The sequence below is a fragment of the Mariprofundus ferrinatatus genome, from assembly GCF_002795825.1.
GTDB lineage: Bacteria > Pseudomonadota > Zetaproteobacteria > Mariprofundales > Mariprofundaceae > Mariprofundus > Mariprofundus ferrinatatus.
Genome location: NZ_CP018800.1, coordinates 1,238,100 through 1,263,546, shown reverse-complemented (window position 1 = coordinate 1,263,546; position 25,447 = coordinate 1,238,100). Strand labels below are relative to the sequence as shown.

The window sequence follows — 25,447 nt, the reverse complement described above, 5'->3', positions numbered from 1 at the left end:
TGGGCCGGAACTCTCATTGCCTCGAGGGGCGTAAACTGATTGAGGATCGCTCGCAGGCAGTGCATCAATCCCCGGTGCGGATTCGATCCACCAGTTGTTTGACTGTGGGGATGAACCCGTTGGCATAAAATGGATCACTGCCGAAGCGGTAGGCGGCATGGCCTGCAAACATCAGGTTGTTGTCGGGGTTATCGCCATGGCCGATATCCTGCAGTGTTTTCTGGATACAGAAACTGCGCGGATCGGCTTTATGGCCGGTGGTGCCTTTATCATTGGCGGCCCAGTTGCTGAACTTGCACTGTGAGAGGCAGCCCATGCAGTCGAGCTGATCCTGACGAATCTCCTTCGCCTTCTCAGGTGTAACGAAGATAAGCGTAGAGTCAGGTGTCTGCAGCGCCTTGCTGAAACCTTCGGCGATGAACTGCTTGGCACGCTTGAGGTCCTGACGGGTCAGGTAGACCTCTTTATTGCGGACACCGAAGGTGAACAGCTCGGAGTGATCGCCGGCCGGATGGTCGACAAATGCAGTCTCGCGATCGGAGCGGTCATAAAGTTCGTGCAGGAAAGAGTTGTAAACAGCCGAGCTGTAGAAGCCGGTCGGTGAGAAACGGTTGAGGCGGACATCCCCCTCTTTGAGCCTGAGCAGGCGCTGTTTCCAGGCATCCGAGATGGGGCTCTCCTGTGTCAGCAGTGGGCGGGTACCGAACTGGAACGTGATCGGGCCGATTTCAGGGTTGTTCAGCCAGTTGCTCCATTCGCGCAGACACCAGACGCCGCCAGCCATCACGATCGGTACACTGCTCAGGCCAAACTCGTTCATGGTCTTGCGCAGTTCGGCAACACGCGGGTAGGGGTCTTCCGGGCTTTCCGGGCTTTCCGAATTGGAGAGGCCGTTGTGGCCACCGGCCAGCCAGGGATCCTCATATACAACACCGCCAAGCAGATCGGGAAGTTTGCGGTAGGAGCGCAACCAGAGTGCGCGGAAAGCTCGTGCCGAAGAGATGATCGGGTAGTAGTGAACATTGTATTTTGCAGCCAATGGTGCAAGACGGAATGGCATGCCCGCACCGCATGTAATGCCGTGAACCATCCCCTTGGCACCCTCCATGACACCTTCAAGAACGCGCTCGGCACCACCCATTTCCCACAATACGTTCATGTGCAGGCGGCCTTCACCACCGGAGACCTCGTGGGCGATCTGAGCCTGTTTGATACCGCCCTCAATACCCTGGGCCACCAGCTCATCGAAACGCTCCATTCGGCTTCTGCCATGGTAAACCGTGCGGATAATTTTTCCGTTCTCATCAACCCGATCCGCATTTACCGCTGAAAATGTGCCGACACCGCCGGCGGCGGCCCAGGCACCGGAGCTCTCTCCGGTTGATACTGCAACACCTTTGCCGCCCTCTATGAGCGGGAGGACTTCCTTGCCGGAGATCATGATGGGTTGTAGGTCAAAAGACATGTGGGGTTCCTTAATTGGCTTCCTTCATGGCGAGGGAAAATTTTATAAATTGCACTCCATGCATTCAGAACGAGGAACCTAGCAAAGGCAGCGATGGGTGGCAAAGTTATCGATGTCATGAACTGTTGCGGCTGATAGCCTTGCGTGATGGAAAAGCTCCACTGTTTCGCTGTCACGTTGCCCGGCCTTGAAAATATCGCGGCCAGAGAACTGGAATCACTCTCGGTCGATGAAATCTCTGCAGAGGAGGGGGGCGTCTCCTTCCAGTCAACCATGGACGGGGTGATGCGGGTTAATCTTCGAATGCGCGTTGCTACGCGCATATTGATTCGCCTGGCCGAGTTCAGGGCGCACTCGTTCCCGGAACTTTTCAACAAGGCCGCCAGGATTCACTGGGAGCGCTATATCGGACCCGCTACTGCGCTTGAAATGCATGCTAGCAGCCACGGATCGAAACTGCTGCACACCGGACGGGTGGAGAAGGCGGTATCAGATGCCATTGCACAGCGGTGTGCCGGCACCGCTGAAGGCGGACCGATCGGTCAAGCGCAACGGATTCTTGTGCGAATGGATGACGATATCTGCACGATCAGCATCGACAGCTCGGGTGAACGGCTGGATCGACGCGGTTACCGGATGCACTCAGGCCGTGCACCGCTGCGAGAGACCATCGCGGCAGCAATGCTGCAGTGGATGAACTGGCAGCATGATGAGTCTCTGGTCTTACCCATGTGCGGCTCAGGCACCTTTGCGATTGAAGCCGCCTGGAGTGCACTGCATCGCGCAGCGGGGCTGGATCACGAGTTTCCGTTCAGGCAGTGGCCGAGTTTCAAGAAGAAGCGGTGGCAGCGTATCTATGCGAAAGCAGAGGCTATGCGTCGTGATGTGGCTCTGAATATCTGCGCCAGTGATCTGGATCCGGAGATCATTCATCAGGCTGAACGCAATGCAGAAGCCGCAGGCGTTGCCGGACAGATCCGTTTTTCTGTTGAAGATTTCACGAAAACTGCTGCCCCCGAAGGGGCACCCGGCGTACTACTCTGCAATCCACCCTACGGGGATCGTATCAAGGGTGATGTGCGTGGTCTCTATCGCCAGCTTGGCGAAATGTTACGGGAGCGTTTTGGCGGTTGGCGTATCGCTGTGATTGTGCCCGATCAGGGTTGCGAGAATGCGCTGGCGATGCCGGTCAGGGATCGCCTGAAAATCAAACACGGCGGCAAGTGGGTTTATATCCTACGGCTGTAACAGCCAGAAATGGCATGGCTGTTTTAATCATTAATATCAAATATTTACGAATAAACATTAATGTTTAACATAGCTTTTCACAAGAGGTTTTAGTGTTGCCGATTGCACCCGGCTGAAAGTTGTTTCAGCATGCAAACGTGCAACATGATCTACAACATGACAAGGCCATGAGCGTCTGTTTCCCGGCCGATTATAAGCGGGCTCGCGAGGCCTTTGTCGCTGCGGCCCGGGCTGCCGGTGCGACGCTGAATAGTTATCGCCATCCGTTGCAGGGTCCTAACGGGGAAGCGCTGGCCACAGATGTCGCATGGCTTGGCCCTGAAGATGCCGAAGCGGTACTTGTTCTGCTCTCCGCCACGCACGGGGTCGAGGGGTTCTGTGGTTCCGCTGCACAGGTTGATTTTCTTTCCAGGGTTCCGGAACTTCCCGATGGGGTTGCGATACTCGTTGTTCATGCAGTAAATCCGCACGGGTTTGCATGGCTCAGGCGGGTAACTGAAGAGGGTGTAGATCTCAACCGAAACTACATCGATTTTTCGCACCTTCTGCCGATCAATGAAGGCTACGATGAACTGGCGGATGCAGTGGTTCCTGCCACCCTCGATGCCGAAACCTTGCAGTTATGCGACGCAAGGCTTGCCGGTTATCTGTCCTCTCACGGCAGCGAATCTTACGAAAGGGCACTCACAGGCGGCCAATATGACTATCCGCACGGTCTGTTTTATGGTGGTCTCGAACCCACATGGTCACGCAAGACATGTGAAAATATTATTGCGGCCTATGCGCTGTCCGGCCGCAAGCGTGTAGCACTGATCGATTTCCACACCGGTATCGGCCCGTTCGGGTATGGTGAACCTATCTGCGATCACCCTCCCGGTTCCACGGGGGTTCGTCTGGCACGTCAATGGTATGGTGATTCGGTGACGGAACCGGCGCTCGGCACCTCGGTATCTGTGGCCAAGCACGGGCTATCCGACTACGGCTGGATGCATTTGGTGGGAAGACCCTTGGTGTTTATTGCACTGGAGTTCGGCACATATCCGTTCGACAACATGATGCAGGTGTTGCGCGCGGACCACTGGCTTCATGCGCAGGGCAATGTGGAGTGGCATGCTGAACAGACTCAGCGGATCAAGTCGGCGATCCGCAACCATTTCTACCCGGCCACGCCTGGCTGGCAGGAGATGGTGCTGAAGCGCTCCCGGCAGTGTATCCGGCAGGCAATTGAGGGGCTGAGCAACACTCACGGATAGGTGGATGGGTTCAGGATAGCATGCCGGTTTCACTCAGTACCAGATAGCTGTTGTATGCGATGAAAGCCAGCAGAAGCAGGGTACCCTCAAGTCGATTGATCCGCCCCGCACCATTTCTGAATCCGTATGCCATAAACATCAGCGCCACGGTAAGTGCCATCATCGTGCTCCAGTCGCGTAACAACACCTCTGGCGTAATAGCCGACATCGGAGCGATGGCGCCGGCGATGCCTACCACGGCCAGAGTATTGAACATATTCGAGCCTACGATATTGCCGATGGCGATATCGTGCTCTCCCTTGCGGGCGGCAATCACGGAAGCGGCAAGCTCAGGTAGCGAGGTACCCAGTGCCACGATCGTCAGGCCGATAATCAGGTCGCTGATACCCATTGCTTCTGCAATGGCGACGGCTCCCCATACCAGAACCCGTGAACTGACAATCAGCAGAATAAGCCCGGCCAGCAGCCAGAACAGCGCCTTGCCAAGCGGCATGGCGTGCACTTCCAGCTCCATCTCCATTTCGCTCTCCAGCGTATCACCGCGCCCCCGCAGTGCTGAAAAAACACTCCAGCCGAGCAGGGACAGAAAACCGCCCAGCAGCAACATGGCCTCGATACCTGTCAGGCTGTTGTCCCACAGCAGCAGTCCGAGCAGAGCTCCGATGGCAAGCAGCAGGGGCAGTTCCTTGCGTACGATGTTCGAGTGTACGGCAATCGGCGCGATCAGGGCGGTAACGCCAAGAATAAGGCCAATGTTAACGATATTTGACCCCAGGGCGTTGCCCAGAGCCAGGCTTGGGTTGCCGTCAAGTGCAGCCATCGCCGATACCACCATTTCAGGCGCCGAAGTACCGAAGCCGACGATCACCATGCCGATCAGCAGCGATGGCATGCCGAAAAGGCGTGCTGTGGCAGCAGCACCCTCGACAAAACGGTCAGCGCTCCACACCAGCAGGGCAAAGCCGGAGAGAATAGCCAATATGGGGAGTGTCAAAATGGGTCCGGCTGGAGTTAGAAAACCTTCAGCAGGTCGTGGCCAAGGAAGATGAATATCTCGATGGCAATCAGCCAGATGATGATCCACTCAAGCATGGATGAATGTTTATGTTTCTGTTCGTCGGCAAGCATGTCGAACATCTCATGAATGATCTGCAGTTTTTTGCTCAGCACCTCGACACGGGGGGTGGTGTCCAGATAGCTGGCCATGCGTCTGTAGTGCTCTTCCAGTTCAGGGTACTCCCAGAAAAATTCCGGTGTGTCGAGCAGGGCATGGTGAAGCAGGATATCGCTTTCAACCAGAAAAAGCTGGCCGCGCATGCGGGCGATCTCTTTTCTGCCCATTCTGCTGGATCCCGACTCTGCCATATTGCGCGGGATGTAAGAGGTATCCTCAATGGTTTTTTCCGCATACGCTTCAAGCTCGGAGAGTTTCAGTGACTGTGCAATGCCATGCGAAATGGCGAGCTTTACCATCACATCGTCATCATTGAGGGTGATGTGGTCGGAGCGGATTCGTGCAGTTGCCTCGGGATCGATTTCGTAGGTGAAAAAGTCGGAAATAGGCACCTGCAGTGTTCCGTTCAGGAAAGGGGTGAGCTGGCTGAGTAGGCGCTGTTCACTGTCGTGATCCATGCCCCAGAAAACGACCACTCCGTAATCAAACATGAAGACATCGCCACTGTTCTCATCGAGGTGAATGGCATTGCGATAGGTGCAGGCTCGGTGCGACCCTGATAACTGCTCACAAAGCGGTTCGAAATGGAAATGTTTCGCAAGCACGTAGGCATTACATCTTTGCTGCATCTGCGAACTCCTCGCCAGTAGTGTTATTCATTACGCATCGATTCGATGCGCTGAATAAATTCGGCCATAATCGTCTCATAAAGCCCTTTTTTCAGAATCTTATCCTCAACACCATAGTCGATATTCGGATTGTCGTTGATCTCGATTACAAAGATGCCGTCATCATTCTGCTTCAGGTCCACACCGTACAGGCCATTGCCGATCAGGGCAGCGGCGGCGAGTGCGGTATCGACCACATCTTTCGGCGCATCTTCGACAGGCATGGTGGCAAAGCCGCCCGGAACGGTTGAGCCATCTGCCTTGTGGTTGACGATCTGCCAGTGACCACGCGCCTGTTTGTACTGGCATGCAAAGAGCGGCTTGCCGGCGAGGATGCCGATACGCCAGTCGTATGCGGTGTACATGAACTCCTGCGCCAGAATGATGCGCGAACGAGAGAAGAGTTCCCGGGCTGCCTCAGCGAGCCTGGCCCGAGTGTCGACCTTGAACATACCGCGTGAAAAGGAGCCGTCGGGAATTTTCAGCACCATCGGATAACCCAGTTCCGTTTCGAGATGTTCCATGGCTCTGTCATCGAAACGATGGCGGTTCAGGGGTATGGTTTTGGGTGTCGGCAGCTTCTGTGCACTCAACCGTTCCCACATATAGACCTTGTTGGTGCAACGAATGATCGATTTCGGATCATCGATTACCGGCATACCTTCCGCTTCCGCTTTGCGGGCAAAACGGAAAGTATGGTTGTCAATTGATGTTGTTTCACGCAGTAGCAGGGCATCGAACTCGGAGAGCCTGTTGTAATCCTTCTTCTGGATCAGCTCGACATCGACGCGCATCTTCTGTCCTGCACGAATAAACCGCTCAAGCGCCGCCTTATTGGATGGCGGAAGTTTCTCGTTCGGATCATAAAGAATAGCCAGGTCATAAAGCGCCGGTTTGCGTCCCTCATTGCGCTTACGTGGCATGCGCGTATAGCTGCGCAGCGCCGATTCGAAGAAGTCGGAGAGGGCAGTGGTCACCTGATGCAGTCCAATCGGTCGAATCGATCTGATTTTCCAGGTTTTCCCATATTCGATGCGCAGTCGCAGAAGAGGGTAGCGGAAGATATCAAAGACCTCAGCTGCGAGGCGGCGGAAGCGGTGATCATCGCTGCTGCCAAAAAAGATATAGAGATCGAATGACTCTTCAGGCGGCGAGGCAAGACGATTGAGCGTATTCGCAAGCATCCGCTCCAGGTCGGGTATGGAGAAGGCGTAGAGGCTCTGGCGGGAGAGATCGACGATATCCGCAACTGTCGGCATGGGAATGTCATTACGGGCTTCTGCCAGCAGAGAACAGTAGTAGCCGCCACTGAGGTAGGTGTAGTGTCTGCACAGGTTGATAATTCGGATCGGCCGTTTCTGGGCACCCGCCTGCCTGGTCAGGTAGTCGTTGGCCAGTGTTACCTCCAGTCCTTCAATCTCCCATTTCCAGTCTTTCAGACGATCCACAATGACGGTATGACGTACCGGCATGTTATTTGTCCCCTTTTTTATATATTAGCAGTGTGGCGTACTGACGTTTGCTGCCGTAGAAACGCATGCGTTCAAACTCTTTGCGGGTGACGGGAATACCAAAACATGTTGTTTCGCTCTTGCCCTCTTTAACGTCGACGTAGGGCTCGTGGATATAGACGAAGTTTTTATCGAAACCACTGACAACAACCCAGTGCGGTGACTTGTCTCCGGTTAACCGGTAGGCACTGATCAACAACACAGGGATGGCACCCTTTTTAAATTTCTTCTCAAGCATGTCGAGAGACAGGTGCCGCTCGGTCAGTGGAATTTTCAGCCGGCGGATTTCCTTAAGGAAATCGTTCTGTACGATTCGGATGACTTCGCGCTTCTCTTCGTTGCGCACAGAGTCGATGAACATCTCGGCATCGCAAGGAACATAGAGCTTGACTTGCAGCCCTCTGTGATACGCGGAAAGCGCTAGTCCGAAGGGGCTGCAGCCACCGTGGCCGCTTGTCATATAGATGCTGGTAGCCTCACGCCAAAGGCGCAGTTCCAGCTCGCGGCTCAGTTCCAGTTTTGGCTTTAGTGATTTCATCGCCATCATCAGGCAGGCCGGACCACAGGTGAACTCTAGGGTCTGGCCGTAAAAGGGCACCCGACTCTTTTTCGGAGCCAAATGCGGGGCCAGAGGCTTCTCCATGCGCAGGGCGGCGGCATGATCCTCGTAATAGTCAGGGAATACAGCGAACTCTTTGTAGCCCAGCTTATGGTAGAGGGAAATGGCTCCGGAGTTGTTGACATGTACCTCAAGCCGCATCGAAACCACACCGTGCTTCAATGCATCAGCCTCGGATGCATTGATCAGAGCTGCGGCTATACCTTTGCCCCGGCACTCTGGAAGCACTGCCAGTGAGTAGAGGCGGGCCATCGAGGTGTTCTGATGAAACAGCACAAGCGAGTAACCCAGTAGCCGCATATCTTCTTCAAAAACGAAAAAAGAGGCATGGCCACGTGTGAGTAAGTGGCGGAAGCTGCGTTCGGAGAGACGGTCAATCTCAAAGCAGCTGTTTTCCAGGCTTACCAGGGCCGGAACATCGTCTAACCGGGCGGGCCGAATCATCTGTTATAAGAAATAAATATTTCCATTGGCGTCAGGCTGGAACTGTGCGGTTTGGCCGTCAATAGGTGTGTGTAAGATAGTTGAAATCCCGGCGTATTTTTGCCCCCGGGATTGAGCAGCGGGAGGGGGCCAGCTTAGAGGAAAAGCTTGTACGCGGGGTTGTCGCTCTCGTTGACGCAGGGGTAACCCAGCTCTTCGAGGTATGCCTCGAATGCACTACGCTCTGCAGGCGGCACCTCGATACCTGCAAGCACCCGGCCATAAGCCGCGGCATGGTTGCGATAGTGGAAGAGCGATATATTCCAGCGCCCTGCGGCACGGGTAAGAAACTCCAGCAAGGCTCCCGGACGTTCAGGAAACTCGAAGCGATACAATACCTCGTTCTTAACCAGCGGGCTGCGGCCACCGACCAGGTGGCGGATATGCAATTTGGCCAGCTCATTATCCTGCAAATTCAGGGTTGGCAGGCCGGCATCGATCATCGCCTTCTCAAGCTTATCCACTTCTTCATTGTTGGCTACACTGATACCTGCAAAGACATGCGCCTCCTCCCGACTGGAGAGGCGATAGTTGAATTCGGTAATGTTGCGGTCGCCGATAATTCGGCAGAAATTCAGGAATGAACCCGGCGTTTCAGGGATGGTGACGGCAAACAGCGCCTCACGTCCTTCACCCATTTCGGTGCGCTCTGCAACATGGCGCATACGGTCGAAATTCATGTTGGCACCACTGTTGATCGCGGTCAGCAGCTGGCCGCGCGCACCGGTGTTGCGTACATACTTTTTCAGCGCTGCCACGCCGAGTGCTCCGGCAGGCTCGACGATGGAGCGGTTCTCCTCGTAGATATCCTTGATTGCTGCACAGATCTCGTCGGTATCGACGAGTATGATCTCATCGACATATTGCCGGACCAGATCGAAGGTGATTTCACCGACCTGTTTCACAGCCACGCCATCGGCAAAGATGCCGACCTGTTTCAGTGTCACGCGTTCGCCAGCCTTGATCGAGTCGTACATGGCCGCTGAATCGAAAGGTTCCACACCGATGATTTTCGTGTTCGGGGAGTGGGTTTTGAGATACACGGCCATGCCGGCAGCCAGGCCGCCGCCACCAATCGGAATAAATACAGCATCGAGATCGCCCGGGTACTGGCGCATCATCTCTTCGGCAATCGTGCCTTGTCCTGCAATCACCAGGGGATCATCGTAAGGGTGAATGAACACTTTGCCGCTCTCTTTGCAGAGCCTGTAGGCGTGATCACTGGCATCGGAATAGCTGTCACCGAAGAGTACCACCTCCGCACCCATGCGGGCGACCGCTTTCACCTTGATATCCGGCGTGGTGCGCGGCATAACAATGGTCGCTTTAATGCCGAGCCTGTGGCTGGAAAGGGCCACGCCCTGGGCATGGTTGCCAGCAGAAGCGCAGATAACACCGCATTCACGCTCCTCACTGCTCAGGTTGGCAATCTTGTTGTAAGCGCCGCGAATCTTGAAGGAGAATACCGGCTGCATGTCTTCACGTTTGAACAGGACCTCGTTATGAAGTCGGGAAGAAAGTTTCGGCGCCAGCTCCAGCGGTGTCTCTATCGCTACGTCATAGACGCGTGCTTGTTCGATGGCCTCAAGGTATAAATCGCTCATGGGGCGGCTTGCTACCATGAACGCGGTGAGGATTCGAGTTTGAAGATAGTATCTGCAGACAAATTGGAGAGGGGACTGGCCTACGGAGAGGCCTGTTTCGAGACCTTTCGTGTCATTCACGGTGAAATATTTGCCTGGGATGCGCATTGCCAGCGGCTTGCAACAGGGCTTGCCGAGTTTGGCATCACGCTCTCCGATGCAGATTCCGAACGTTTACGTGATGCCAGCCTCAAACAGGCAGAGCAGGTCGGCAGTGATGTGCTGGTACGCGTTACGGTAAGTGGCGGCAGTGCGGAGTGGGGGCTGGCAAACGTCAGTGAGGCACCTGTCGCCTATATTCAGGTGGTGTCGGCTCCCGTCAGACAAAAAATGGCGATTCTGATGATGAGAAACTGGCCTTTCCCGCTCAAAGCCAAACCCGCCAAATTCACCTCGGATTATGCCGAGACGCTGCGGGTGCTGAAGGGGTCAAAAAATCTCGATCTTCTGTTTGAGCAGGATCAGAAGCTGATCGCCACTGCAACGGCCAACCTGCTGATCTACAGGGGTGGTCACTGGTGGACACCCCTGGCTGAGAGGGGGGTGTTGCCGGGCGTGATTCGCGGTCACCTGATCAAAGCTGGCCTGGTGCATGAAGCGGAGTGTCCGGTATCGTGGGTCAGTGACTGCGAAGCCATGGCGCTTTGCAACAGCGGTATATTTATTCGACCGGTGGCTGCAGTTTCAGAAATCAAAAAAATTGCTGTCGATCATCCGGCACTTGGAGAATTGACAGGAGCACTGGCCGGTAACGCGGGCGTGCCAAAGGAATTGATGTGATTAAAAAGCTGGTTGGATTTTCGATTATCGGAGCCGTGTTGCTGATTGCACCGCTGGTTTGGCTTCTCTGGCAGGCATCTGCCATACATCAGCCTTCAGAGCCGGTAGAGGTGATGATCTCCAAAGGTTCTTCAACGATCAAAATCGGGCGACTGCTTGAAGAGCAGGGCGTGATTCCGTCAAAACTCGCCTTCCGCTTTGCGGCACGATTGAAAGGTGTTTCGGCAGGGCTGAAGAGCGGCCTCTACCGGTTTGAGGAGCCTGCCAGCATCAATGCAGTTCTCGACCGGCTTGAGCGTGGTGATGTGATGCGGTTCCAGGTTACAGTACCGGAAGGTCTGAGAAACGATGAGATCGTAGCTCTGCTGGTTGAAAAAACAGGCGTGAAGGCAACGGTCTGGCAGTCCGAGATCAACAAGCTTCTGCCGGACGGCGCAGAAGGCCGTCTGCTGCCTGAGACCTATCAGTATACCAAGCCGCTGAATGCGTCCGAACTGCTGAATGCAATGGTCAGGGCTCAACAGGAGGTTCTGGCTGCTCTTACTTCCGACCCTGTCAGGCAGCAGCAGCTTAGAATCGCTGCCTCGATCATCGAGAAGGAGACCATGCTTGAGAACGAACGGCCGCTGGTCTCCGCGGTGATTCGCAACCGGTTGAAGATCGGCATGCCGTTGCAGATGGACCCGACCGTTATCTACGGGATCTGGAAAACCACGGGAAGTTTTTCAGGAAATATCCGCAAAAAGGATCTCGCTGCCGATACGCCGTGGAATAGTTATACCCGCAAGGGGTTGCCTCCTACACCAATCGGCAACCCTGGTGCAGCATCTTTGAAGGCTGCGGCAGCACCTGCCGATGTGGATTATCTCTATTTTGTTGCTGATGGTACGGGCGGCCATAAGTTTGCAGCCACCCATGAAGCGCATCTCGATAATGTTGAACAGTGGATAAAAATTGAGAGAAAGAAAAACAGTGGCAAGTGAGGATACTGTTATCGTTGAGGTTGAACTTCCTCCCGGAAACTCGTTCAGATTTCAGACGCTGCTGGAGGGAGAGGCCGGGCTGGCCGTGGCCCGTTGTTTCGATCCCGAACATAAAAAACAGCAGCTCTGGACAACGCCATCTCAGCGCGACGACCTTCTTGCTTGGCTGGCTACACTGCCTGAATCACTTGAGGTTATGGTTTGCGGTGAGTGGATCTGGAGTGATGGGAGTGCAGACAACAAGCACAGATGACAATGAGTCCGGCTATTCATCAACCTTCTTGCGTAATGATTTAAGCTCGCCGCGGCGGGTCTTGCTGTTCAGTCGTCGCTTGACTGAATTAAATGATCTGCGCGTTGGCTTCCGCTTTTTCTGAACAGCCATGGCTCCATGAATCAGCGTTCTAAGCCGGTTCAGCGCATCCGTTCTGTTCTTCTCCTGCCCCCTGTACTGCTGGGCCTTGATCACAATCACGCCATCGGCCGTAATGCGATGGTCTTTAAGTTGAAGCAGCCGCTGCTTATATATATCGGGAAGGGAAGAGGCCATGATGTCAAAACGCAGATGTATGGCAGTTGAAACCTTGTTGACGTTCTGGCCACCCGCACCCTGGGCGCGAATGGCGTGCATCTCGATTTCACAATCAGGGATGGCAATCAGCGGCGAGATCTCCAGCATTATTCGGCGTCAAATTCCCTGATGGAGAATCTCTCTTTTGCCGAGATATCCCTGAAAGTGAATTGCGGTGTTTTGCCGCTATATACCGTTTCGCTAAGCCACTGTTGTTCAGTTTCTATTTCAGGTTCTGCGACCGACTTGCTCCAGACACCTTTTTTCTGTTTGCCGCGGTCGTTATAGATGAAATCGGCCATCCATCTGTAGCCGCGGGATTTCAGCTCATCCTTTCTGTCAAACGGTGCGCCGACTGCAAAAAAGCGACGACTCTTTTCGCGTGCGCGTGCGAGAAGTGCGTGCATGGCCAGCTTTCCGGAAACGGGAAGCGTTTTGGTCAGCAGGTGAAGGGTTGCCTGAGCATCGTTGACGGCACGGTGGCCTTCGAAGAAGAAGCCAAGTTTATATGCGATGTAATCGAGTTTGAGGCTGGAGATATCTTCATCCTGCCAGTCGATATCGCTAAAGGTACAAGCCCAGTTGGCCCTGCTTGCGGTCGGAAGACGTCGCTCGATCATCTGGCGGTCAAATGTGGCGTTGTGGGCAATGATCAGGTCCGCTTTTTCCAGCCACAGGTTGATGAGGTCGTCATCCAGTTCCTGACCCTTTAGCATCGTATCCGTAATGCCGGTGATCTGGATGATCAACTCGCTCAGCGGCTCAAGAGGGTCTTCAAAACCGGCATAGCTGTGCAGAATACGGTAAACCAGACCGGTTGCTGCATCATATTCAAAGGCGACAAAACCCAGCTCGATGATTTTATCATTGATCGTATCAAGCCCTGTGGCCTCGACATCAATCACAATGCCGGTACGAAGGGTGGCGGGATCCCCCTGATTGTAGAACGCAGGCGTGTTTAACCGCTCAATAACCCTGTAGTTGCCGGACTGTTCCAGCTGCTGAATCGCTTCCTTATCGTTCATATCATTTCCTGTAGGGCCAAGATTGTTTCTCTTTCTCCCTGAGCATGTCGAGATAGAGGTTCTCGACCTTTGTTCGTGCCCACGGAGTTTTGCGCAGGAATTTAAGGCTAGACTTCACCGACGGATTGTCGTTAAAGCAGCGTATTTTGACGTATATGCCCAATTCGCCCCAGCCGTAATGCTCAACCAGTGCGTTGAGGATTTTCTCAAGCGTCATGCCGTGCAGCGGATTGTTGGGTTGCTCATGCATTTGCAGATACTCCATCTATTGCTCAACCCTGCACGCCACCTGACAAAAATAAAGCCCTGCATCTTGCTGCAGGGCTTTATTCGGGATGCTGCCACCAGGCGGGGGAGAGATTACAGGTGCACCACATCCCAAGAGCGATCGCTACGCAGGATTGCCCTGTGATAACTGGTTTCTGTTCTGCCATAGCGGGTAATGCTCTGCTTGAACTCGCGGAATTCGTGGCCATGACGGTCATATCCGATATGGATTACTGTCACCGAACCATAGGCTGATCCATGGCGCCAGTAGACGCGCTCACCAGGGCGAGCCGTTGTTGCTGTGATCAACGCGTGTTCATGTAAACGCTGCTGGTGCTGATCCAGATGGTCAACAATGGCCAGTGAGATTGTAGTAAACGCCAGCCAGCGGAATGCGTCGGAGTCACTGTAGTAGAAGCCGAAGCCTGGATAGAGGTGGCCGAATGGACGGTGTACATGGATACCGCGATACCAGCGACTCCTGGGGGGATGATGGCCGATATAATGGCCGGCATAATATGGCTTCTGCACCTGAATGGTCCGTTTAACATGCAGGTTTCGGTCTGCTCTGCTGTGTGTTGCCGAGGCCCGGTGCGCCTGTCGCTGTTGATATAACAGTTTCTGGTTACGGGGAGCTACTGAGTTGCGGGGATTATGTTCCACGTGCTTGCGAACTGCCGGCCCGTGTTCCCGAGCCGTTCGCTGACCCGTCTGAATATTGCGGCGCTGTTTTTGCTGCTCGTTAATATTCCGGTTGCCTCGTTCCCGGCTTTCACTTCTTGCGCTCCTGTTCAGGGCTTCTCTCTGCCTTACAGGCCGCTCAGCATGCCTTGGCTGGTGTTGCCGCTCACCTCTGATATCTCGCTCATGCGAACGGCCATCTCGATCGGCATGTGCCGGAATTGGATTCATTGCCAACAATCCGGCAAGCAGTGCAATGATGACAGGTATCGTTCTCTCTCTGTTCATGGGGCACCTCCATCAGGTTGCTTCCTGGAGGTTATGCTGACCGTTTTTCTGTAAATGGTGGGTTTCGACAGTGTAAAAATATGTAAATCCCAGTTTGTTGAACTGATTGCTGCAGCATGCTGTAGCTGAATGGCGGGCCTTAAGTATGCAAAGGCGCCTGGCTGCTTAAGAGCCTGTTTTGCAGGCTTGGTCCACCGGATCCCCTGGAGCCGCGCATGCGATGAGAACGCGTGTGGCCAGAGGAGAAATTCCCATCAGGCCGGTCGTACAGCCACCCATATCGTGTGGCGATTGCCGCTCTGACTTTTGTGCGCCCGCACCCTGTGCTCCTCTACATCAAAACCCACCTTGATCAGGCGCTGTGTAAAGCTGCTGTCGGCAAAGGCAGACCAGACACTGAGTACGCCGCCGGGCTTGAGTGCATCATAGGCGTCATTTACGCCGCGCAGGCCGTAGAGTGAATCGTTGTCATCACGGGTAAAGGCGTCAGGGCCGTTATCAACATCGAGCATGATCGCATCAAAGCTGTTTCTATGCTCTTTCATCACTCTGCCCACATCCTGTTCCAGAACCACGACACGTGGATCGTTTAACGGAAAGCCTGCAACAGTCCCGATATAATCGCGATTCCAGCGCACCACTGCCGGCAGAAGTTCGGAAACCATGACAGTAGCCGTAGGCGCTGAGTGGGTGAGGGCGGCAGCCAGCGTGAAACCGATACCAAGTCCTCCTACCAGCAATCTGGAGTTTTCCCTGCCATGTATCTTCTCGCAGGCCAGCTCAGCAAGCGCATCCTCGGAGTTATGCTGGCGACTGTTCATCAATTCGCCCGCCCTGTCGACACGGATCGAGAACTCATCCCCGCGCTGGTAAAGCCTTAGCGTGGTGCCGTGTTCGGTGGCTGTATCGATGAGTTTATATGGGATCATTGTGTTCCTCTCGCCAGCAACTTATAGGGCCGGATAAGGCGGCAACCCTGCATGCCGAATGGGGAAAATAAAACGTATGCAGAGAGAAACCCGTAAACAGGGCAATATTCATCTTGCTGGGATGCAGCGAAAGCCTCACAGTATGTTTACTTTTCGGGAGGGACTATGAGTGCAAAGATTTCTAAACTTAATCACAACTTTGGTATTGCCGGGCAGATTCTATTTCGGGACGCCGGAGATGGCTTTATTGTCATCGATATTAAAAACAGTTTTTGCAACGCAACTATTGCCGTACAGGGCGCGCACCTGATGACATGGAACCCGAAAGGGCAGAAGCCGGTGATCTGGATGTCGCCTGTGGCCAAGCTTGCGCCTGGCAAGTCCATCCGAGGCGGGGTGCCGATCTGTTGGCCCTGGTTTGGCGCACATGCTTCTGAACCCTCTTATTCCGGTCACGGATTCGCACGCACGGTGGCGTGGGATGTGATCGATACAGCCGCCCTTGATAATGGTTCCACCTTTGTTGCATTCCGAATTGCGGAGGTGAATAAAGAGCAGTGGCCCTATAATGCCCCTGCCGAAATGTATATGACGATCGGTGCCACCCTGGAGATGGAACTCGTAACAGATAATCTGGGCAGCAGGGAAATTACCGTCGGCGATGCGCTGCATACCTATTTTTGCGTCAGTGATGTAAGCAAGAGCACCATTCGCGGCCTCGACGGATGTGACTATCTCGACAAGGTCGGGCCTGCCGCCAGACGAACTCAACAGGGCGACATCACGATTGGTTCAGAGGTGGATCGCATCTATCTGGACCAGGGGCAGGATGTGGTGATTGAGGATCCGGGGCTGAAACGCGCTATCCGCATCGAGAAGCGCGGCAGCAATTCAACAATTGTCTGGAACCCTTGGATCGAGAAGTGCATCAAAATGGGCGACTTCGGATCGGATGACGGCTATCTCGGCATGGTCTGCGTGGAGAGTGCCAATGCCGCCGAGGATGTTGTGAAGTTGGCGCCAGGCGACTCCCACCGCCTCTGGGTTCGCTACAGCGTCGAGTAGCGATATATCCAGGTATATGTGTTGCTTCTGCTGTCCCTGATGCCGCTGACTGCCTTCACTGAAGTCAGGGCGCAGGAGGTTGTCTACCGGGTCAAAGGGGTCGAATACACAGGTTAAATGGCCTTCGACGATGCGGATGGGTTTGCTGTCCGTTTCGGTATGCCGGTGGCGTATGACAAGGCCGCCGATGAGGACTCCTGGCAGAAAATGCAGGCGTTCTTCAAAAGAGTTTTATAAATAACACAAAACCAAAAAAGACACCTCCCAATTTGGGAGGTGTCTTCCGGGGAGAATCAGTCGTTATATCTGATTAACTTAGTGCCTGTCACCACGCTCATGGCCATGGCTGTGATGATCGTTATAACGATTGTAGCGGTCATAACGATTGTAGCGGTCATGACGATTGTAGCGGTCATGACGATTGTGTTTATACGAACGATGCTCATAGCGGTGTGTTACAGGTTGGCGGTAGTGTGTGCGTGGCTGGTGAACCACATAAACCGGCTGGTGCTGGCTGGAGATCACTGCGCCTGCAATGGTGCCGAGTACGGCGCCGAAGATGGCGCCCTCTACCGCCTGATTCTGACCTGAACCGATGACCGCTCCGGAGGTTGCACCGATGACGGCACCGGTTGCCATGGCCCGGTCCTGGTAGGATGCAGCCTGCGCAATAGGGGCTGCAAGCATGGCTGTGGAAATCAGGGCTGCTGTAATAATTCGTTTCATGTTGAACTCCTTCGGGAATGTCTCCCTTCTGGTGGAGAACGCTATCGGTCCAAATGCAAACGTGTGCACAGGCTTCGTAAATGGCCCGCAAAAAGATGTAAAGGAATTGTAAAACAGTGGCGCCCAATTCGCGGGTTTACGAAATGGACACTATTGAGCAGCGTTAAGCTTTCAGGCCAATAGCTGAAGCAGGGGAGTAGACCGGTGAACAGATTAATCACATTCGAGGGCGTTGACGGTTGCGGTAAGAGCACACAGCTGGCCCTTGCTGCTAAAGCACTGAAATCGCAAGGTGAGAAGGTGGTGACCACTTTTGAACCGGGCGATACGCCAATGGGTAAAAAGATCCGCAAACTTCTGCTGTCAGGTAAATACGTGCCGGTTCCCGAAGCAGAGTTGCTTCTGTTTCTTGCTGATCGCGCTCAGCATGTCTGTGAAGTGATCCAGCCGGCACTTGCATCCGGTGCCTGGGTGCTATGCGACCGCTATTCAGATTCCACCCTGGCTTATCAACTTGCGGCGCGTAAGCTGGGTAGCAGGACAGTCAATATCAGAGAGATGCTCACCTTTGCCGAGTGCAGGGTGGCGCCTGCCATGACGCTCTGGTTCGACCTTCCGGTCGATGTGGCTGCAGAGCGCATGAAGAAGCGCATGGCGGCGGGTGAAAAGAGCACACGCCTGGATGACGAGGCGCTCTCCTTCCACCAGCGGGTATCTGCAGCATTCGCCAGCCAGTTCGAAGCCGATGCCAGCCGCATTGTCCGTATCGATGCGAGTCATGATATTGAAGCGGTACGCATTCAGGTGGAAACTGCCCTGAACAGCAGGTTTTCCATATTTTCATGAAAGAGGTGCTCGGCCATCAGGCGATTGAGTCGCGCTTTCGTGAGGCGATGGCGCGAGGACGGGTGCATCATGCATGGCTGCTGCACGGCGTCTCCGGTATCGGGAAATTTGCCCTAGCCGAGAAACTGGCGGCAATGCTGCTCTGCGAGCATCAGTCTGCTTGCGGGGAGTGCCACCCCTGCCAGATGTTCCGGGCCGGTTCGCATCCCGACCTTTTTACTGTGGGACTGTTGGAGAAAAAGCGGGATATCAGCATCGATCAGGTACGTGAACTGCTAGGCTTTCTTGCCCTGAGCGGTGCTGAGGGCGAGCAGCGAGTAGTCATCCTCGATGAGGCTGAGCGGTTGAATAACCAGTCGGCCAATGCGCTGCTCAAAGGCCTTGAGGAGCCATCGGCCGGAAGTGTGCTGATCATGGTCTGCAGCGATGCGATGAAGCTTCCTGCAACGGTGCGTTCCCGCTGCCTGATGCAGCACTGCTCACCGCTCTGCGACGATGATGTGCGAACGGTTCTGTCTGCGAAACTCGATGCCGATATGATCGATCTGGCCGTCAAGCTTGCCGACGGATGCCCGGGTAGTGTGAGTTGCCTGGAGGATGATAAAGTTGCACATGCTTTGAGTGAGTGGCAGGGGTTGGTTGCCAATGTTACGGAGGCCGATGTTGGCAGAATTGAGAACTGGTGCAGGCAGCATGTGGTTTCGGTTCCGCATGAGCTGATTATCAGGGCACTGTTGCAGCCGGTTTATCCCAGGTTGCAGGCGTATAGCCAGAGCAGCTTTGAGGCAGTTGAGACGCTGCACAGGTCAGTCAGGGATTGTCTGCGCTGGCCGGGGGATGTGATTCGTCAGAGCTTGCGCGCATCGCCAACGCTGCTCTGCTGTGTGTTAGAACTAAGAACGGCCTTGAGAACTGCGGGCTAGGATTCATCGCCGCGCAGGTTAGACTACGCGGGAACTACTCAGGAGAGCTATCCACAGCATGGCAAACTACTACGTCACCACCCCGATCTACTATGTGAACGATGAACCACACCTTGGCCATATCTACACCACGATTGCTGCCGATGTGCTGGCCCGTTACAAGAGGCTTTGCGGTGACGATGTCTTTTTTCTGACCGGTGTGGACGAGCACGGACAGAAGGTGCAGCAGGCTGCTGAGAAGAGGGGCATCGAGCCGATCGAACTGGCCAATCAGGTCGTGGCACGTTACGAGAGTCTGTGGCCGGAACTCTCCATCACCAATGACGATTTTATCCGTACCAGTTCCGAGCGACACAAGAAGGGCGTACAGGCGATGTGGCGCAGACTCGAGAATGCCGGAACCATCTACAAGGACTACTACGAGGACTGGTACTGCGTTCCATGCGAAACCTATTGGACCGAGACGCAGCTCAAGGATGCCGACTGCTGGGACTCAAAACACTGCCCCGACTGCAAACGAGAAGTGGAGAAGATTCAGGAGGAGTCTTACTTCTTCCGTCTCTCCGCCTTCCAGGATCGCCTTGTCGAACATATCAAGCAAAACCCTGATTTCATAATGCCGGCTTCCCGCCGTAACGAGGTACTTAGCTTTGTTGAATCAGGGCTTCGTGACCTCTCCGTCTCCCGTACCACCTTTAGCTGGGGTGTGCCTGTACCGGGCGACGAGAAGCATGTGATCTATGTCTGGATCGATGCCCTGACCAACTATATTTCAGCACTCGGATTTCCAGATAATGAGGCACCTTCACACTGGCCAGCCGATGTTCACCTGATCGGCAAGGATATTCTCCGTTTTCATGCTGTTTACTGGCCGGCGATGCTGATGGCGGCAGAACTGCCGTTGCCTAAACGTGTTTACGCACATGGCTGGTGGACTGTTGAAGGTGAAAAGATGAGTAAGTCGAAGGGCAATGCACTGAGTCCTGCCGAACTGCTGGCTGATTACGATGCCGATGTGCTGCGTTATTTCCTGCTGCGCGAGGTACCGTTCGGCCATGATGGTGATTTCTCGTTTGCAGCCCTGAAACAGCGTTATAACACTGAACTGGCCAACGATGTCGGCAACCTGCTCAACCGCTCACTGGCGATGCTGAATAAATACAGTGATGGTGTGTTGGGCGAGGCGGGAGAGGAGACGGAATCCGACCGCGCCCTGATTGCTGATATCGAGGCGATGCAGCGCGATGTTAGCGATGCAATGGATCGGCAGGCATTCCATCTGGCACTGGAGCGGATCAGCGTCGTGGTTCGCCACGGCAACCGCTATGTTGAAGAGAATGCGCCATGGGCGCTGGCCAAAGAGGGCAATGAGGTGCGCTTGAACTCTGTACTCTATCACCTCGTAGAGACCTTGCGGCTGGTGGCCCTGCAGCTGCTCCCGTTTATGCCTGGCAAGATGGCTCAGATGCTGGTTCAGATTAATGGTGGCGAAGTTGCCGTCGATACGATCTCCTATGCGAAACAGGGCGGCTGGGGCGTTCTCAGGGCTGGCCATAAGTGTGCCAAGCCGAGTCCGATTTTTCCGCGTATGGAATAGAGCACGCAGGATGCGTGCTGGCAGGAGGAAAGGGTGCCGAGAAAATTACTGAAACGGTTAATGCCTGATCACAGAAAGATTAGAGATCATAAGCATTTACAGATTTTTGGTAAACTTCTGCATAACCCTGCACTGTGGCATCTTAATCGCCACTCCGTAGCCAAGGCATTTGCCGTCGGCCTCTTTTTTGCCTGGGTGCCGGTACCGTTCCAGATGGTGTTGGCTGCCGGTGGTGCCATAATTTTTCATGCCAATCTGCCGCTCTCCGTTGCACTTGTCTGGCTCACCAATCCCCTCACCATGCCGCCGATGTTTTATGGCGCATACAAGCTCGGCGCTTTCGTGCTCGGGAGGGAGATGCAGCATTTCGAGATGGAGCTCTCCTATGAGTGGCTTGAGCACGAGATGTCGCTGATCTGGGAACCTTTCCTGCTTGGCTGCCTGATTGTCGGAGTGCTGAGCTCCATCATCGGATATATCGGCATTCAGATTGCGTGGCGCAGCATAGTGATGAAGCGCTGGCGCAAGCGTATGAATAAACATGTTCGGAAACAGTAATGGCGGCCTATGGGAACTGATCACCGCATCCCTGGCTGATGAAGGGCGTGGTGAAATCGTTGATTACCATGCTATCTCCGGCGGCAGTATTAATTCAGCGTATCGGGCGACAACCGAATCGGGCGACCATCTTTTTGTAAAAACCAACCATGCAAACGGCCTTGCAATGTTTGAGGCCGAGTTTGACGGGCTCAATGAACTGGCCGATGCCGAAGCCATTCGTGTTCCCAGGCCCATTGCAACCGGTAGCGGAGCAGGCCGGGCATGGTTTGTCAGCGAATATATCCGGATTGGTCGTGGCAGGGGTGATTCAGCGGCAGAGATGGGAAGGCAGATGGCCGCGCTGCATCGGAAAACAGCCGACAGATTCGGCTGGTTTCGAGACAACACCATCGGCACAACGCCTCAGCCCAATGCGCAAACATCGAACTGGGTCAATTTCTATCGTGATCAGCGTCTTGGGTTCCAGCTTGAACTGGCTGGTCACAACGGCTTTGGAGGCGCCTTGCTGCGCAATGGTGAACGGCTGCTGTCCGACCTGGATCGCTTCTTTTCCAGTTACACCCCTGAGCCCTCACTTTTGCACGGCGATCTGTGGGGAGGCAATCACGCTTTTGATGAAAATGGTGCTCCGGTGATCTTTGATCCTGCGGTATATTATGGTGATCGCGAGGCGGATATCGCCATGACCGAACTCTTCGGCGGCTTTGGTTCTGACTTCTATGACGCCTACAACGAATCCTGGCCGCTAGATGAGGGCTACAGAGTGCGCAAAACGCTCTACAATCTTTACCACATCCTCAACCACGCCAATCTCTTCGGCGGCGGCTACGCCTCACAGGCATCCTCAATGATCGATATGCTTCTTTCAGAGGCTTCATTCGAACGGATCTAATATACTTTCAGAATTTATTCGGATGATATCTTGACCCATTTGCGAGCATCATCAACAGTGTTGAAAATCCGATATTCAAATAACTTGTTGTTCGTTATAGCGCAAAGTCTCCTGGCGAGACCAACATAGGCATCCTGAGGTACAATCAGGGCAATTTTAAATTCGTGCTTAAGCTGAGATATCATCTCATCTGTTGATGCAAAGGCGGACAAATGATCGGGTTCAATTGCGTGGCCTGATATTTCTGTGAAGTTATTAATAATATACCTGGCGCTTTCGAAACGAACATCATCGTACAACACAAGATTGGATTCCAGAATCTCCTCTCCGCTGACTATGCCGGAGAATGCCCTGAATATACCTTCAGGTTCCCAAACTATTGAATGCGGCACGAAACGTTCTCCTTAGCAGCAATAAACTAAAATTTCTATTTCCCGGCGACGGTCATGCCCGAGATGGCGATGGTGGGCACAGCGCTGGAGCCGAACCATGTGAGATCAGAGCCAACCATTTCAATATTGGCAAACATCTCCTTCAGGTTGCCTGCGATGGTAATACCGGAAACAGGGCGCACGATCTTGCCATTCTCGATCAGAAAGCCGGCTGCGCCGCGCGAATAGTCGCCGGTAACACCATTGATGCCGAACCCGATCATCTCGGTGACCAGCAGGCCGTGATCGATGTCGCCGATAATTGCCTGTTGATCCATATTGCCGGGGTGCCAGATCAGGTTTGATGAGCCGATAGCGATATCACCGGTCAGTCCGCGAACGGCGCTTCCTGTCTCAGCCATTTTCAGGCGTTTGGCGGCGTAGCGGTCGGTCAGAAAGAAGTTCAGTTTACCGTTTTCAATCAGTTTATGGCCGACGCAGCGGGTGCCTTCGCCATCGAAAAGACGGTTGCCCATGCCGTCCGTGTGGTTGGGGTTATCCTCAATGGTGACAAATTCAGGAAAGATATTCTGTTCGAGCGCATCGGCCAGAAAGGTGCGCTGCTGTAGCACTGCGCGTCCGTTGATGGCGCTGATGAAGTGGCCGAGCATGGATGATGCCGTGCGCGGCTCAAAAACCACTGTCGCTTTACCGCTTGCCATCGTGCCGGGATTAAGTCTTGCCACTGCGCGAGTTGCAGCCTCTTCAGCAATACTATCCGGCGTTCTCAGGTCGGATGCGTTGAAGGCACGGTGCCAGGCGTAATCGCGCTGCATGCCATCACCGTGGCCTGCAATCACTGAAACGCTGAGTGAAGCCGAAGACTTACTGTAATCATCACAGAAACCGTCGCTGGATGCGTAGGCGATATGGGTGTTGCCGAAGCTCGCATCCGCTCCTTCGGAGTTGCTGATCTCTGTCGAGTGGGTGCGTGCCAGCTCTTCACAGGCAAGTGCGGCATCTCTGGCCTTTTCAATGCTCCAGCCGTGGTTCCGGTCGGGGTGGGAGGTTTGCCATGCCTTCTGCTCTGTCCTGCTTGGATGATTAGCGCCGGTTGGCGGCACCGCATCGGGATCGGGCTCGGATATTTTTGCCATCGCCACCACCTGCTGTGCCAGCTTCTGAAGACCTGCCTCGGAGAGGTCTGAGCTGGACGCGGTAGCAAAAGCCAGGCCGTTGCTCGTTTCGACAAAGGCGCGCAGGCCAAAGCCCTGAGCATCCTCATGCTCGACCGACTCGATATGGCCATTCCGGACGGATATAGAGTCTCCCGTATTACGGATAGCAAGTGCATCGACATGGATAGCGCCCGCTCTCTTTGCCGACTTGATCAGCCGTTCCGCATAACTTGTGATGGTATCGGATTTCGGATTCACAGAACTCATGCCTCGGTTCCTCCCACGGTCAGTTCATCAATGCGAAGGGTAGGGAGTCCTACACCAACCGGCACCGACTGCCCGCCTTTTCCGCAGGTGCCGACGCCGGGGTCGAGTTCGAGATCGTTACCGATCATGGATACCTTTTGCAGCACTTCATGGCCTGAGCCGATCAGTGTGGCCCCCTTAACCGGGTACTGGACCTTGCCGTTTTCCACGTAGTACGCCTCTGAAGTGGTGAATACAAATTTACCCGAGGTGATGTCGACCTGTCCGCCGCCGAAGTTGACCGCATAGATTCCTCGATCAAGCGATGCAACGATATCACCGGGGTTATCATTGCCTGCCAGCATAAATGTGTTGGTCATACGCGGCAGTACCGGATGGGAATAGGACTCACGCCGGCCGTTACCGGTCGGCTGCATGCCCATCAGGCGGGCATTCTGTCGGTCGAGCAGGTAGCCGGTGAGGATGCCATCCTCAATCAGTACGGTTCTGTTGCTTGCAGTTCCTTCGTCATCTACATTAAGTGAACCGCGTCGATCAGGAATGGTACCATCATCGACCACGGTAATACCCCTGGCTGCAACCTGTTTGCCCATCTTATCAGCAAATACCGAGGTTCCCTTGCGGTTGAAGTCGCCTTCAAGTCCGTGGCCGATCGCCTCATGCAGCAGGATGCCTGGCCAACCAGGGCCAAGTACGACCGGCATGGTGCCGGCAGGGGCCTCGTGTGCATCGAGATTCAACAGGGCAAGCCGGACTGCCTTGCGTACCAGCTCCTCGGCATGATCCTGTTCGACGAGTCGGGCGAGTGAAAAACGACCGCCACCACCTGCCGTACCTGTTTCTTTTTTTCCGTTTTGTTCGACCACAACCGAAACATTGAGTCTTACCAGAGGCCTGGCATCGCGAATATATGCCCCATCCATGCGCACGATATGGATGTCTGAAAAGGATGATGCGATGCTGGCAAAAACCTGTTTGACGCGCGGATCAATGCTTCGGGCCAGTTGATCCAGTCTCTCCAGCAGTGCTTTGCGTTCACCAAAGCCGAGCGCGGCAGCAGGATCAGTGGCGGCATAGAGCAGCGGAGCCTGCGCCTCCCTGTGGATGGCGACAGGGGAGCGCTGTTGGCCCGATTCTGCGATGGCACGAGCTGAGCCGGCAGCCTGCATCAGGGCTGCAGTATCGAGCCTGTCTGTAAAGGCGTGGCCGCCTGCTTCCCCTTTGATGACGCGGGCTCCCAACCCCTGATTGGTTGAAGCAGAAACATGTTTGACGCGCCCCTCTTCGAGGGCAAGCGACTCGGAAACAGTGTGTTCAAGGTAGAGGTCTCCGTCATCGGCACCGGCTGGAAGCATATGTGAAAGAACGGCTTGCAGGGTTTCAATAGGGAGCGGTGAATGATCTGGGTTCTGATTGCTTTGTGGATCGGACAT

The 25,447-nt window shown here is 54.4% G+C and carries 26 protein-coding genes; 11 read left to right on the top strand and 15 right to left on the bottom strand.

Going from position 1 to position 25,447, the window contains the following annotated elements; genetic code table 11:
• Nucleotides 1-64: 64 nt before the first annotated feature.
• Nucleotides 65-1,465: an NAD(P)H-dependent flavin oxidoreductase gene (locus Ga0123462_RS06165; RefSeq protein ID WP_100265498.1), complete on the bottom strand. Its 1,401-nt coding sequence runs from the start codon at nt 1,463-1,465 to the stop codon at nt 65-67.
• A 147-nt stretch (nt 1,466-1,612) separates the two neighbouring features.
• Here Ga0123462_RS06165 and Ga0123462_RS06160 point away from each other — a divergent pair, with 147 nt between their 5' ends.
• Nucleotides 1,613-2,713: a THUMP domain-containing class I SAM-dependent RNA methyltransferase gene (locus Ga0123462_RS06160; RefSeq protein WP_100265497.1), complete on the top strand. Its 1,101-nt coding sequence runs from the start codon at nt 1,613-1,615 to the stop codon at nt 2,711-2,713.
• 137 nt (nt 2,714-2,850) lie between these two features.
• Complete coding sequence (locus Ga0123462_RS06155; protein WP_232726377.1) at nt 2,851-3,966, top strand: M14 family metallopeptidase; 1,116 nt, start codon at nt 2,851-2,853, stop codon at nt 3,964-3,966.
• A gap of 10 nt (nt 3,967-3,976) precedes the next feature.
• On the opposite strand, the gene Ga0123462_RS06150 is transcribed toward Ga0123462_RS06155, so the two are convergent.
• The 5 genes from Ga0123462_RS06150 to ilvA all read right to left on the bottom strand — a co-directional run bounded on the left by Ga0123462_RS06150 (nt 3,977) and on the right by ilvA (nt 10,025).
• Nucleotides 3,977-4,960 (bottom strand): calcium/sodium antiporter, encoded by a 984-nt coding sequence (locus Ga0123462_RS06150; RefSeq protein WP_100265496.1) that lies wholly within the window; start codon nt 4,958-4,960, stop codon nt 3,977-3,979.
• Between the two features lie 17 nt (nt 4,961-4,977).
• Complete coding sequence (locus Ga0123462_RS06145) at nt 4,978-5,769, bottom strand: RMD1 family protein (RefSeq protein WP_100265495.1); 792 nt, start codon at nt 5,767-5,769, stop codon at nt 4,978-4,980.
• 23 nt (nt 5,770-5,792) lie between these two features.
• Nucleotides 5,793-7,280: a RimK family protein gene (locus Ga0123462_RS06140; protein ID WP_100265494.1), complete on the bottom strand. Its 1,488-nt coding sequence runs from the start codon at nt 7,278-7,280 to the stop codon at nt 5,793-5,795.
• 1 nt (nt 7,281) lies between these two features.
• Entirely contained in the window at nt 7,282-8,382 is a 1,101-nt protein-coding gene (locus tag Ga0123462_RS06135; RefSeq protein ID WP_100265493.1) for a GNAT family N-acetyltransferase/peptidase C39 family protein, read from the bottom strand.
• A gap of 134 nt (nt 8,383-8,516) precedes the next feature.
• Nucleotides 8,517-10,025 (bottom strand): threonine ammonia-lyase, biosynthetic, encoded by a 1,509-nt coding sequence (gene ilvA, locus Ga0123462_RS06130; RefSeq protein WP_100265492.1) that lies wholly within the window; start codon nt 10,023-10,025, stop codon nt 8,517-8,519.
• A 39-nt stretch (nt 10,026-10,064) separates the two neighbouring features.
• Here ilvA and Ga0123462_RS06125 point away from each other — a divergent pair, with 39 nt between their 5' ends.
• Genes Ga0123462_RS06125 through Ga0123462_RS06115 form a run of 3 tightly spaced genes read left to right on the top strand, consistent with a single transcriptional unit; the run spans nt 10,065 to nt 12,080 of the window.
• Complete coding sequence (locus Ga0123462_RS06125) at nt 10,065-10,844, top strand: aminotransferase class IV (RefSeq protein ID WP_157821290.1); 780 nt, start codon at nt 10,065-10,067, stop codon at nt 10,842-10,844.
• Nucleotides 10,841-11,827 carry an endolytic transglycosylase MltG gene (gene mltG, locus Ga0123462_RS06120; RefSeq protein WP_232726375.1) on the top strand — a complete coding sequence of 329 codons (987 nt, stop codon included), beginning with the start codon at nt 10,841-10,843 and terminating at the stop codon, nt 11,825-11,827. The genes Ga0123462_RS06125 and mltG overlap by 4 nt, the downstream gene beginning before the upstream one ends.
• Nucleotides 11,817-12,080: a DUF4911 domain-containing protein gene (locus Ga0123462_RS06115; RefSeq protein ID WP_100265490.1), complete on the top strand. Its 264-nt coding sequence runs from the start codon at nt 11,817-11,819 to the stop codon at nt 12,078-12,080. The genes mltG and Ga0123462_RS06115 overlap by 11 nt, the downstream gene beginning before the upstream one ends.
• A gap of 12 nt (nt 12,081-12,092) precedes the next feature.
• Here Ga0123462_RS06115 and arfB read toward each other — a convergent pair whose 3' ends face one another.
• The 5 genes from arfB to Ga0123462_RS06090 all read right to left on the bottom strand — a co-directional run bounded on the left by arfB (nt 12,093) and on the right by Ga0123462_RS06090 (nt 15,588).
• The gene (arfB, locus tag Ga0123462_RS06110; protein ID WP_100265489.1) at nt 12,093-12,506 is read right to left on the bottom strand and encodes an alternative ribosome rescue aminoacyl-tRNA hydrolase ArfB; all 414 of its coding nucleotides are present in this window, start codon (nt 12,504-12,506) and stop codon (nt 12,093-12,095) included.
• A complete protein-coding gene (locus Ga0123462_RS06105; RefSeq protein WP_100265488.1) occupies nt 12,506-13,423 on the bottom strand; it encodes a 3'-5' exonuclease in 918 nt (305 codons plus the stop codon). The genes arfB and Ga0123462_RS06105 overlap by 1 nt, the downstream gene beginning before the upstream one ends.
• A gap of 1 nt (nt 13,424) precedes the next feature.
• The gene (locus tag Ga0123462_RS06100) at nt 13,425-13,673 is read right to left on the bottom strand and encodes a VF530 family protein (protein ID WP_100265487.1); all 249 of its coding nucleotides are present in this window, start codon (nt 13,671-13,673) and stop codon (nt 13,425-13,427) included.
• A gap of 110 nt (nt 13,674-13,783) precedes the next feature.
• Complete coding sequence (locus tag Ga0123462_RS06095; RefSeq protein WP_100265486.1) at nt 13,784-14,659, bottom strand: hypothetical protein; 876 nt, start codon at nt 14,657-14,659, stop codon at nt 13,784-13,786.
• Between the two features lie 254 nt (nt 14,660-14,913).
• A complete protein-coding gene (locus tag Ga0123462_RS06090) occupies nt 14,914-15,588 on the bottom strand; it encodes a spermidine synthase (RefSeq protein WP_100265485.1) in 675 nt (224 codons plus the stop codon).
• Between the two features lie 165 nt (nt 15,589-15,753).
• Here Ga0123462_RS06090 and Ga0123462_RS06085 point away from each other — a divergent pair, with 165 nt between their 5' ends.
• Complete coding sequence (locus Ga0123462_RS06085; RefSeq protein ID WP_100265484.1) at nt 15,754-16,653, top strand: D-hexose-6-phosphate mutarotase; 900 nt, start codon at nt 15,754-15,756, stop codon at nt 16,651-16,653.
• 315 nt (nt 16,654-16,968) lie between these two features.
• On the opposite strand, the gene Ga0123462_RS06080 is transcribed toward Ga0123462_RS06085, so the two are convergent.
• On the bottom strand, nt 16,969-17,379 hold the full coding sequence (locus Ga0123462_RS06080; RefSeq protein ID WP_100265483.1) for a glycine zipper domain-containing protein: 411 nt from the start codon (nt 17,377-17,379) through the stop codon (nt 16,969-16,971).
• 204 nt (nt 17,380-17,583) lie between these two features.
• Here Ga0123462_RS06080 and tmk point away from each other — a divergent pair, with 204 nt between their 5' ends.
• The 5 genes from tmk to Ga0123462_RS06055 are packed head-to-tail and all read left to right on the top strand — an operon-like array spanning nt 17,584 to nt 22,198.
• Complete coding sequence (tmk, locus tag Ga0123462_RS06075; protein ID WP_100265482.1) at nt 17,584-18,225, top strand: dTMP kinase; 642 nt, start codon at nt 17,584-17,586, stop codon at nt 18,223-18,225.
• Nucleotides 18,222-19,148, top strand: coding sequence for a DNA polymerase III subunit (locus Ga0123462_RS06070; RefSeq protein WP_100265481.1), 927 nt, complete (start codon nt 18,222-18,224; stop codon nt 19,146-19,148). Before tmk ends, Ga0123462_RS06070 begins: the two co-directional genes overlap by 4 nt.
• 58 nt (nt 19,149-19,206) lie before the next feature.
• Complete coding sequence (metG, locus tag Ga0123462_RS06065) at nt 19,207-20,745, top strand: methionine--tRNA ligase (RefSeq protein WP_100265480.1); 1,539 nt, start codon at nt 19,207-19,209, stop codon at nt 20,743-20,745.
• A 33-nt stretch (nt 20,746-20,778) separates the two neighbouring features.
• Nucleotides 20,779-21,303: a DUF2062 domain-containing protein gene (locus Ga0123462_RS06060; protein WP_100265479.1), complete on the top strand. Its 525-nt coding sequence runs from the start codon at nt 20,779-20,781 to the stop codon at nt 21,301-21,303.
• Nucleotides 21,287-22,198 (top strand): fructosamine kinase family protein, encoded by a 912-nt coding sequence (locus Ga0123462_RS06055; protein ID WP_100265478.1) that lies wholly within the window; start codon nt 21,287-21,289, stop codon nt 22,196-22,198. The genes Ga0123462_RS06060 and Ga0123462_RS06055 overlap by 17 nt, the downstream gene beginning before the upstream one ends.
• Before the next feature lie 14 nt (nt 22,199-22,212).
• Here the strand turns inward: Ga0123462_RS06055 and Ga0123462_RS06050 are convergent, their stop codons facing one another.
• Genes Ga0123462_RS06050 through tldD form a run of 3 tightly spaced genes read right to left on the bottom strand, consistent with a single transcriptional unit; the run spans nt 22,213 to nt 25,447 of the window.
• A complete protein-coding gene (locus Ga0123462_RS06050) occupies nt 22,213-22,590 on the bottom strand; it encodes a hypothetical protein (protein ID WP_100265477.1) in 378 nt (125 codons plus the stop codon).
• Between the two features lie 35 nt (nt 22,591-22,625).
• A complete protein-coding gene (locus Ga0123462_RS06045; RefSeq protein WP_100265476.1) occupies nt 22,626-24,014 on the bottom strand; it encodes a TldD/PmbA family protein in 1,389 nt (462 codons plus the stop codon).
• A complete protein-coding gene (tldD, locus tag Ga0123462_RS06040) occupies nt 24,011-25,447 on the bottom strand; it encodes a metalloprotease TldD (protein WP_100265475.1) in 1,437 nt (478 codons plus the stop codon). Before tldD ends, Ga0123462_RS06045 begins: the two co-directional genes overlap by 4 nt.

What these genes read in the sequence shown, in the direction of transcription:
- Ga0123462_RS06165 (WP_100265498.1), bottom strand. Translation starts at nt 1,465, where the DNA reads ATGTCTTTTGACCTACAACCCATCATGATCTCCGGCAAGGAAGTCCTC.
- Ga0123462_RS06160 (WP_100265497.1), top strand. Translation starts at nt 1,613, where the DNA reads ATGGAAAAGCTCCACTGTTTCGCTGTCACGTTGCCCGGCCTTGAAAAT.
- Ga0123462_RS06145 (WP_100265495.1), bottom strand. Translation starts at nt 5,769, where the DNA reads ATGCAGCAAAGATGTAATGCCTACGTGCTTGCGAAACATTTCCATTTC.
- Ga0123462_RS06140 (WP_100265494.1), bottom strand. Translation starts at nt 7,280, where the DNA reads ATGCCGGTACGTCATACCGTCATTGTGGATCGTCTGAAAGACTGGAAA.
- Ga0123462_RS06135 (WP_100265493.1), bottom strand. Translation starts at nt 8,382, where the DNA reads ATGATTCGGCCCGCCCGGTTAGACGATGTTCCGGCCCTGGTAAGCCTG.
- ilvA (WP_100265492.1), bottom strand. Translation starts at nt 10,025, where the DNA reads ATGAGCGATTTATACCTTGAGGCCATCGAACAAGCACGCGTCTATGAC.
- arfB (WP_100265489.1), bottom strand. Translation starts at nt 12,506, where the DNA reads ATGCTGGAGATCTCGCCGCTGATTGCCATCCCTGATTGTGAAATCGAG.
- Ga0123462_RS06105 (WP_100265488.1), bottom strand. Translation starts at nt 13,423, where the DNA reads ATGAACGATAAGGAAGCGATTCAGCAGCTGGAACAGTCCGGCAACTAC.
- Ga0123462_RS06100 (WP_100265487.1), bottom strand. Translation starts at nt 13,673, where the DNA reads ATGCATGAGCAACCCAACAATCCGCTGCACGGCATGACGCTTGAGAAA.
- Ga0123462_RS06095 (WP_100265486.1), bottom strand. Translation starts at nt 14,659, where the DNA reads ATGAACAGAGAGAGAACGATACCTGTCATCATTGCACTGCTTGCCGGA.
- Ga0123462_RS06090 (WP_100265485.1), bottom strand. Translation starts at nt 15,588, where the DNA reads ATGATCCCATATAAACTCATCGATACAGCCACCGAACACGGCACCACG.
- Ga0123462_RS06085 (WP_100265484.1), top strand. Translation starts at nt 15,754, where the DNA reads ATGAGTGCAAAGATTTCTAAACTTAATCACAACTTTGGTATTGCCGGG.
- Ga0123462_RS06080 (WP_100265483.1), bottom strand. Translation starts at nt 17,379, where the DNA reads ATGAAACGAATTATTACAGCAGCCCTGATTTCCACAGCCATGCTTGCA.
- Ga0123462_RS06070 (WP_100265481.1), top strand. Translation starts at nt 18,222, where the DNA reads ATGAAAGAGGTGCTCGGCCATCAGGCGATTGAGTCGCGCTTTCGTGAG.
- metG (WP_100265480.1), top strand. Translation starts at nt 19,207, where the DNA reads ATGGCAAACTACTACGTCACCACCCCGATCTACTATGTGAACGATGAA.
- Ga0123462_RS06055 (WP_100265478.1), top strand. Translation starts at nt 21,287, where the DNA reads ATGTTCGGAAACAGTAATGGCGGCCTATGGGAACTGATCACCGCATCC.
- Ga0123462_RS06045 (WP_100265476.1), bottom strand. Translation starts at nt 24,014, where the DNA reads ATGAGTTCTGTGAATCCGAAATCCGATACCATCACAAGTTATGCGGAA.
- tldD (WP_100265475.1), bottom strand. Translation starts at nt 25,447, where the DNA reads ATGTCCGATCCACAAAGCAATCAGAACCCAGATCATTCACCGCTCCCT.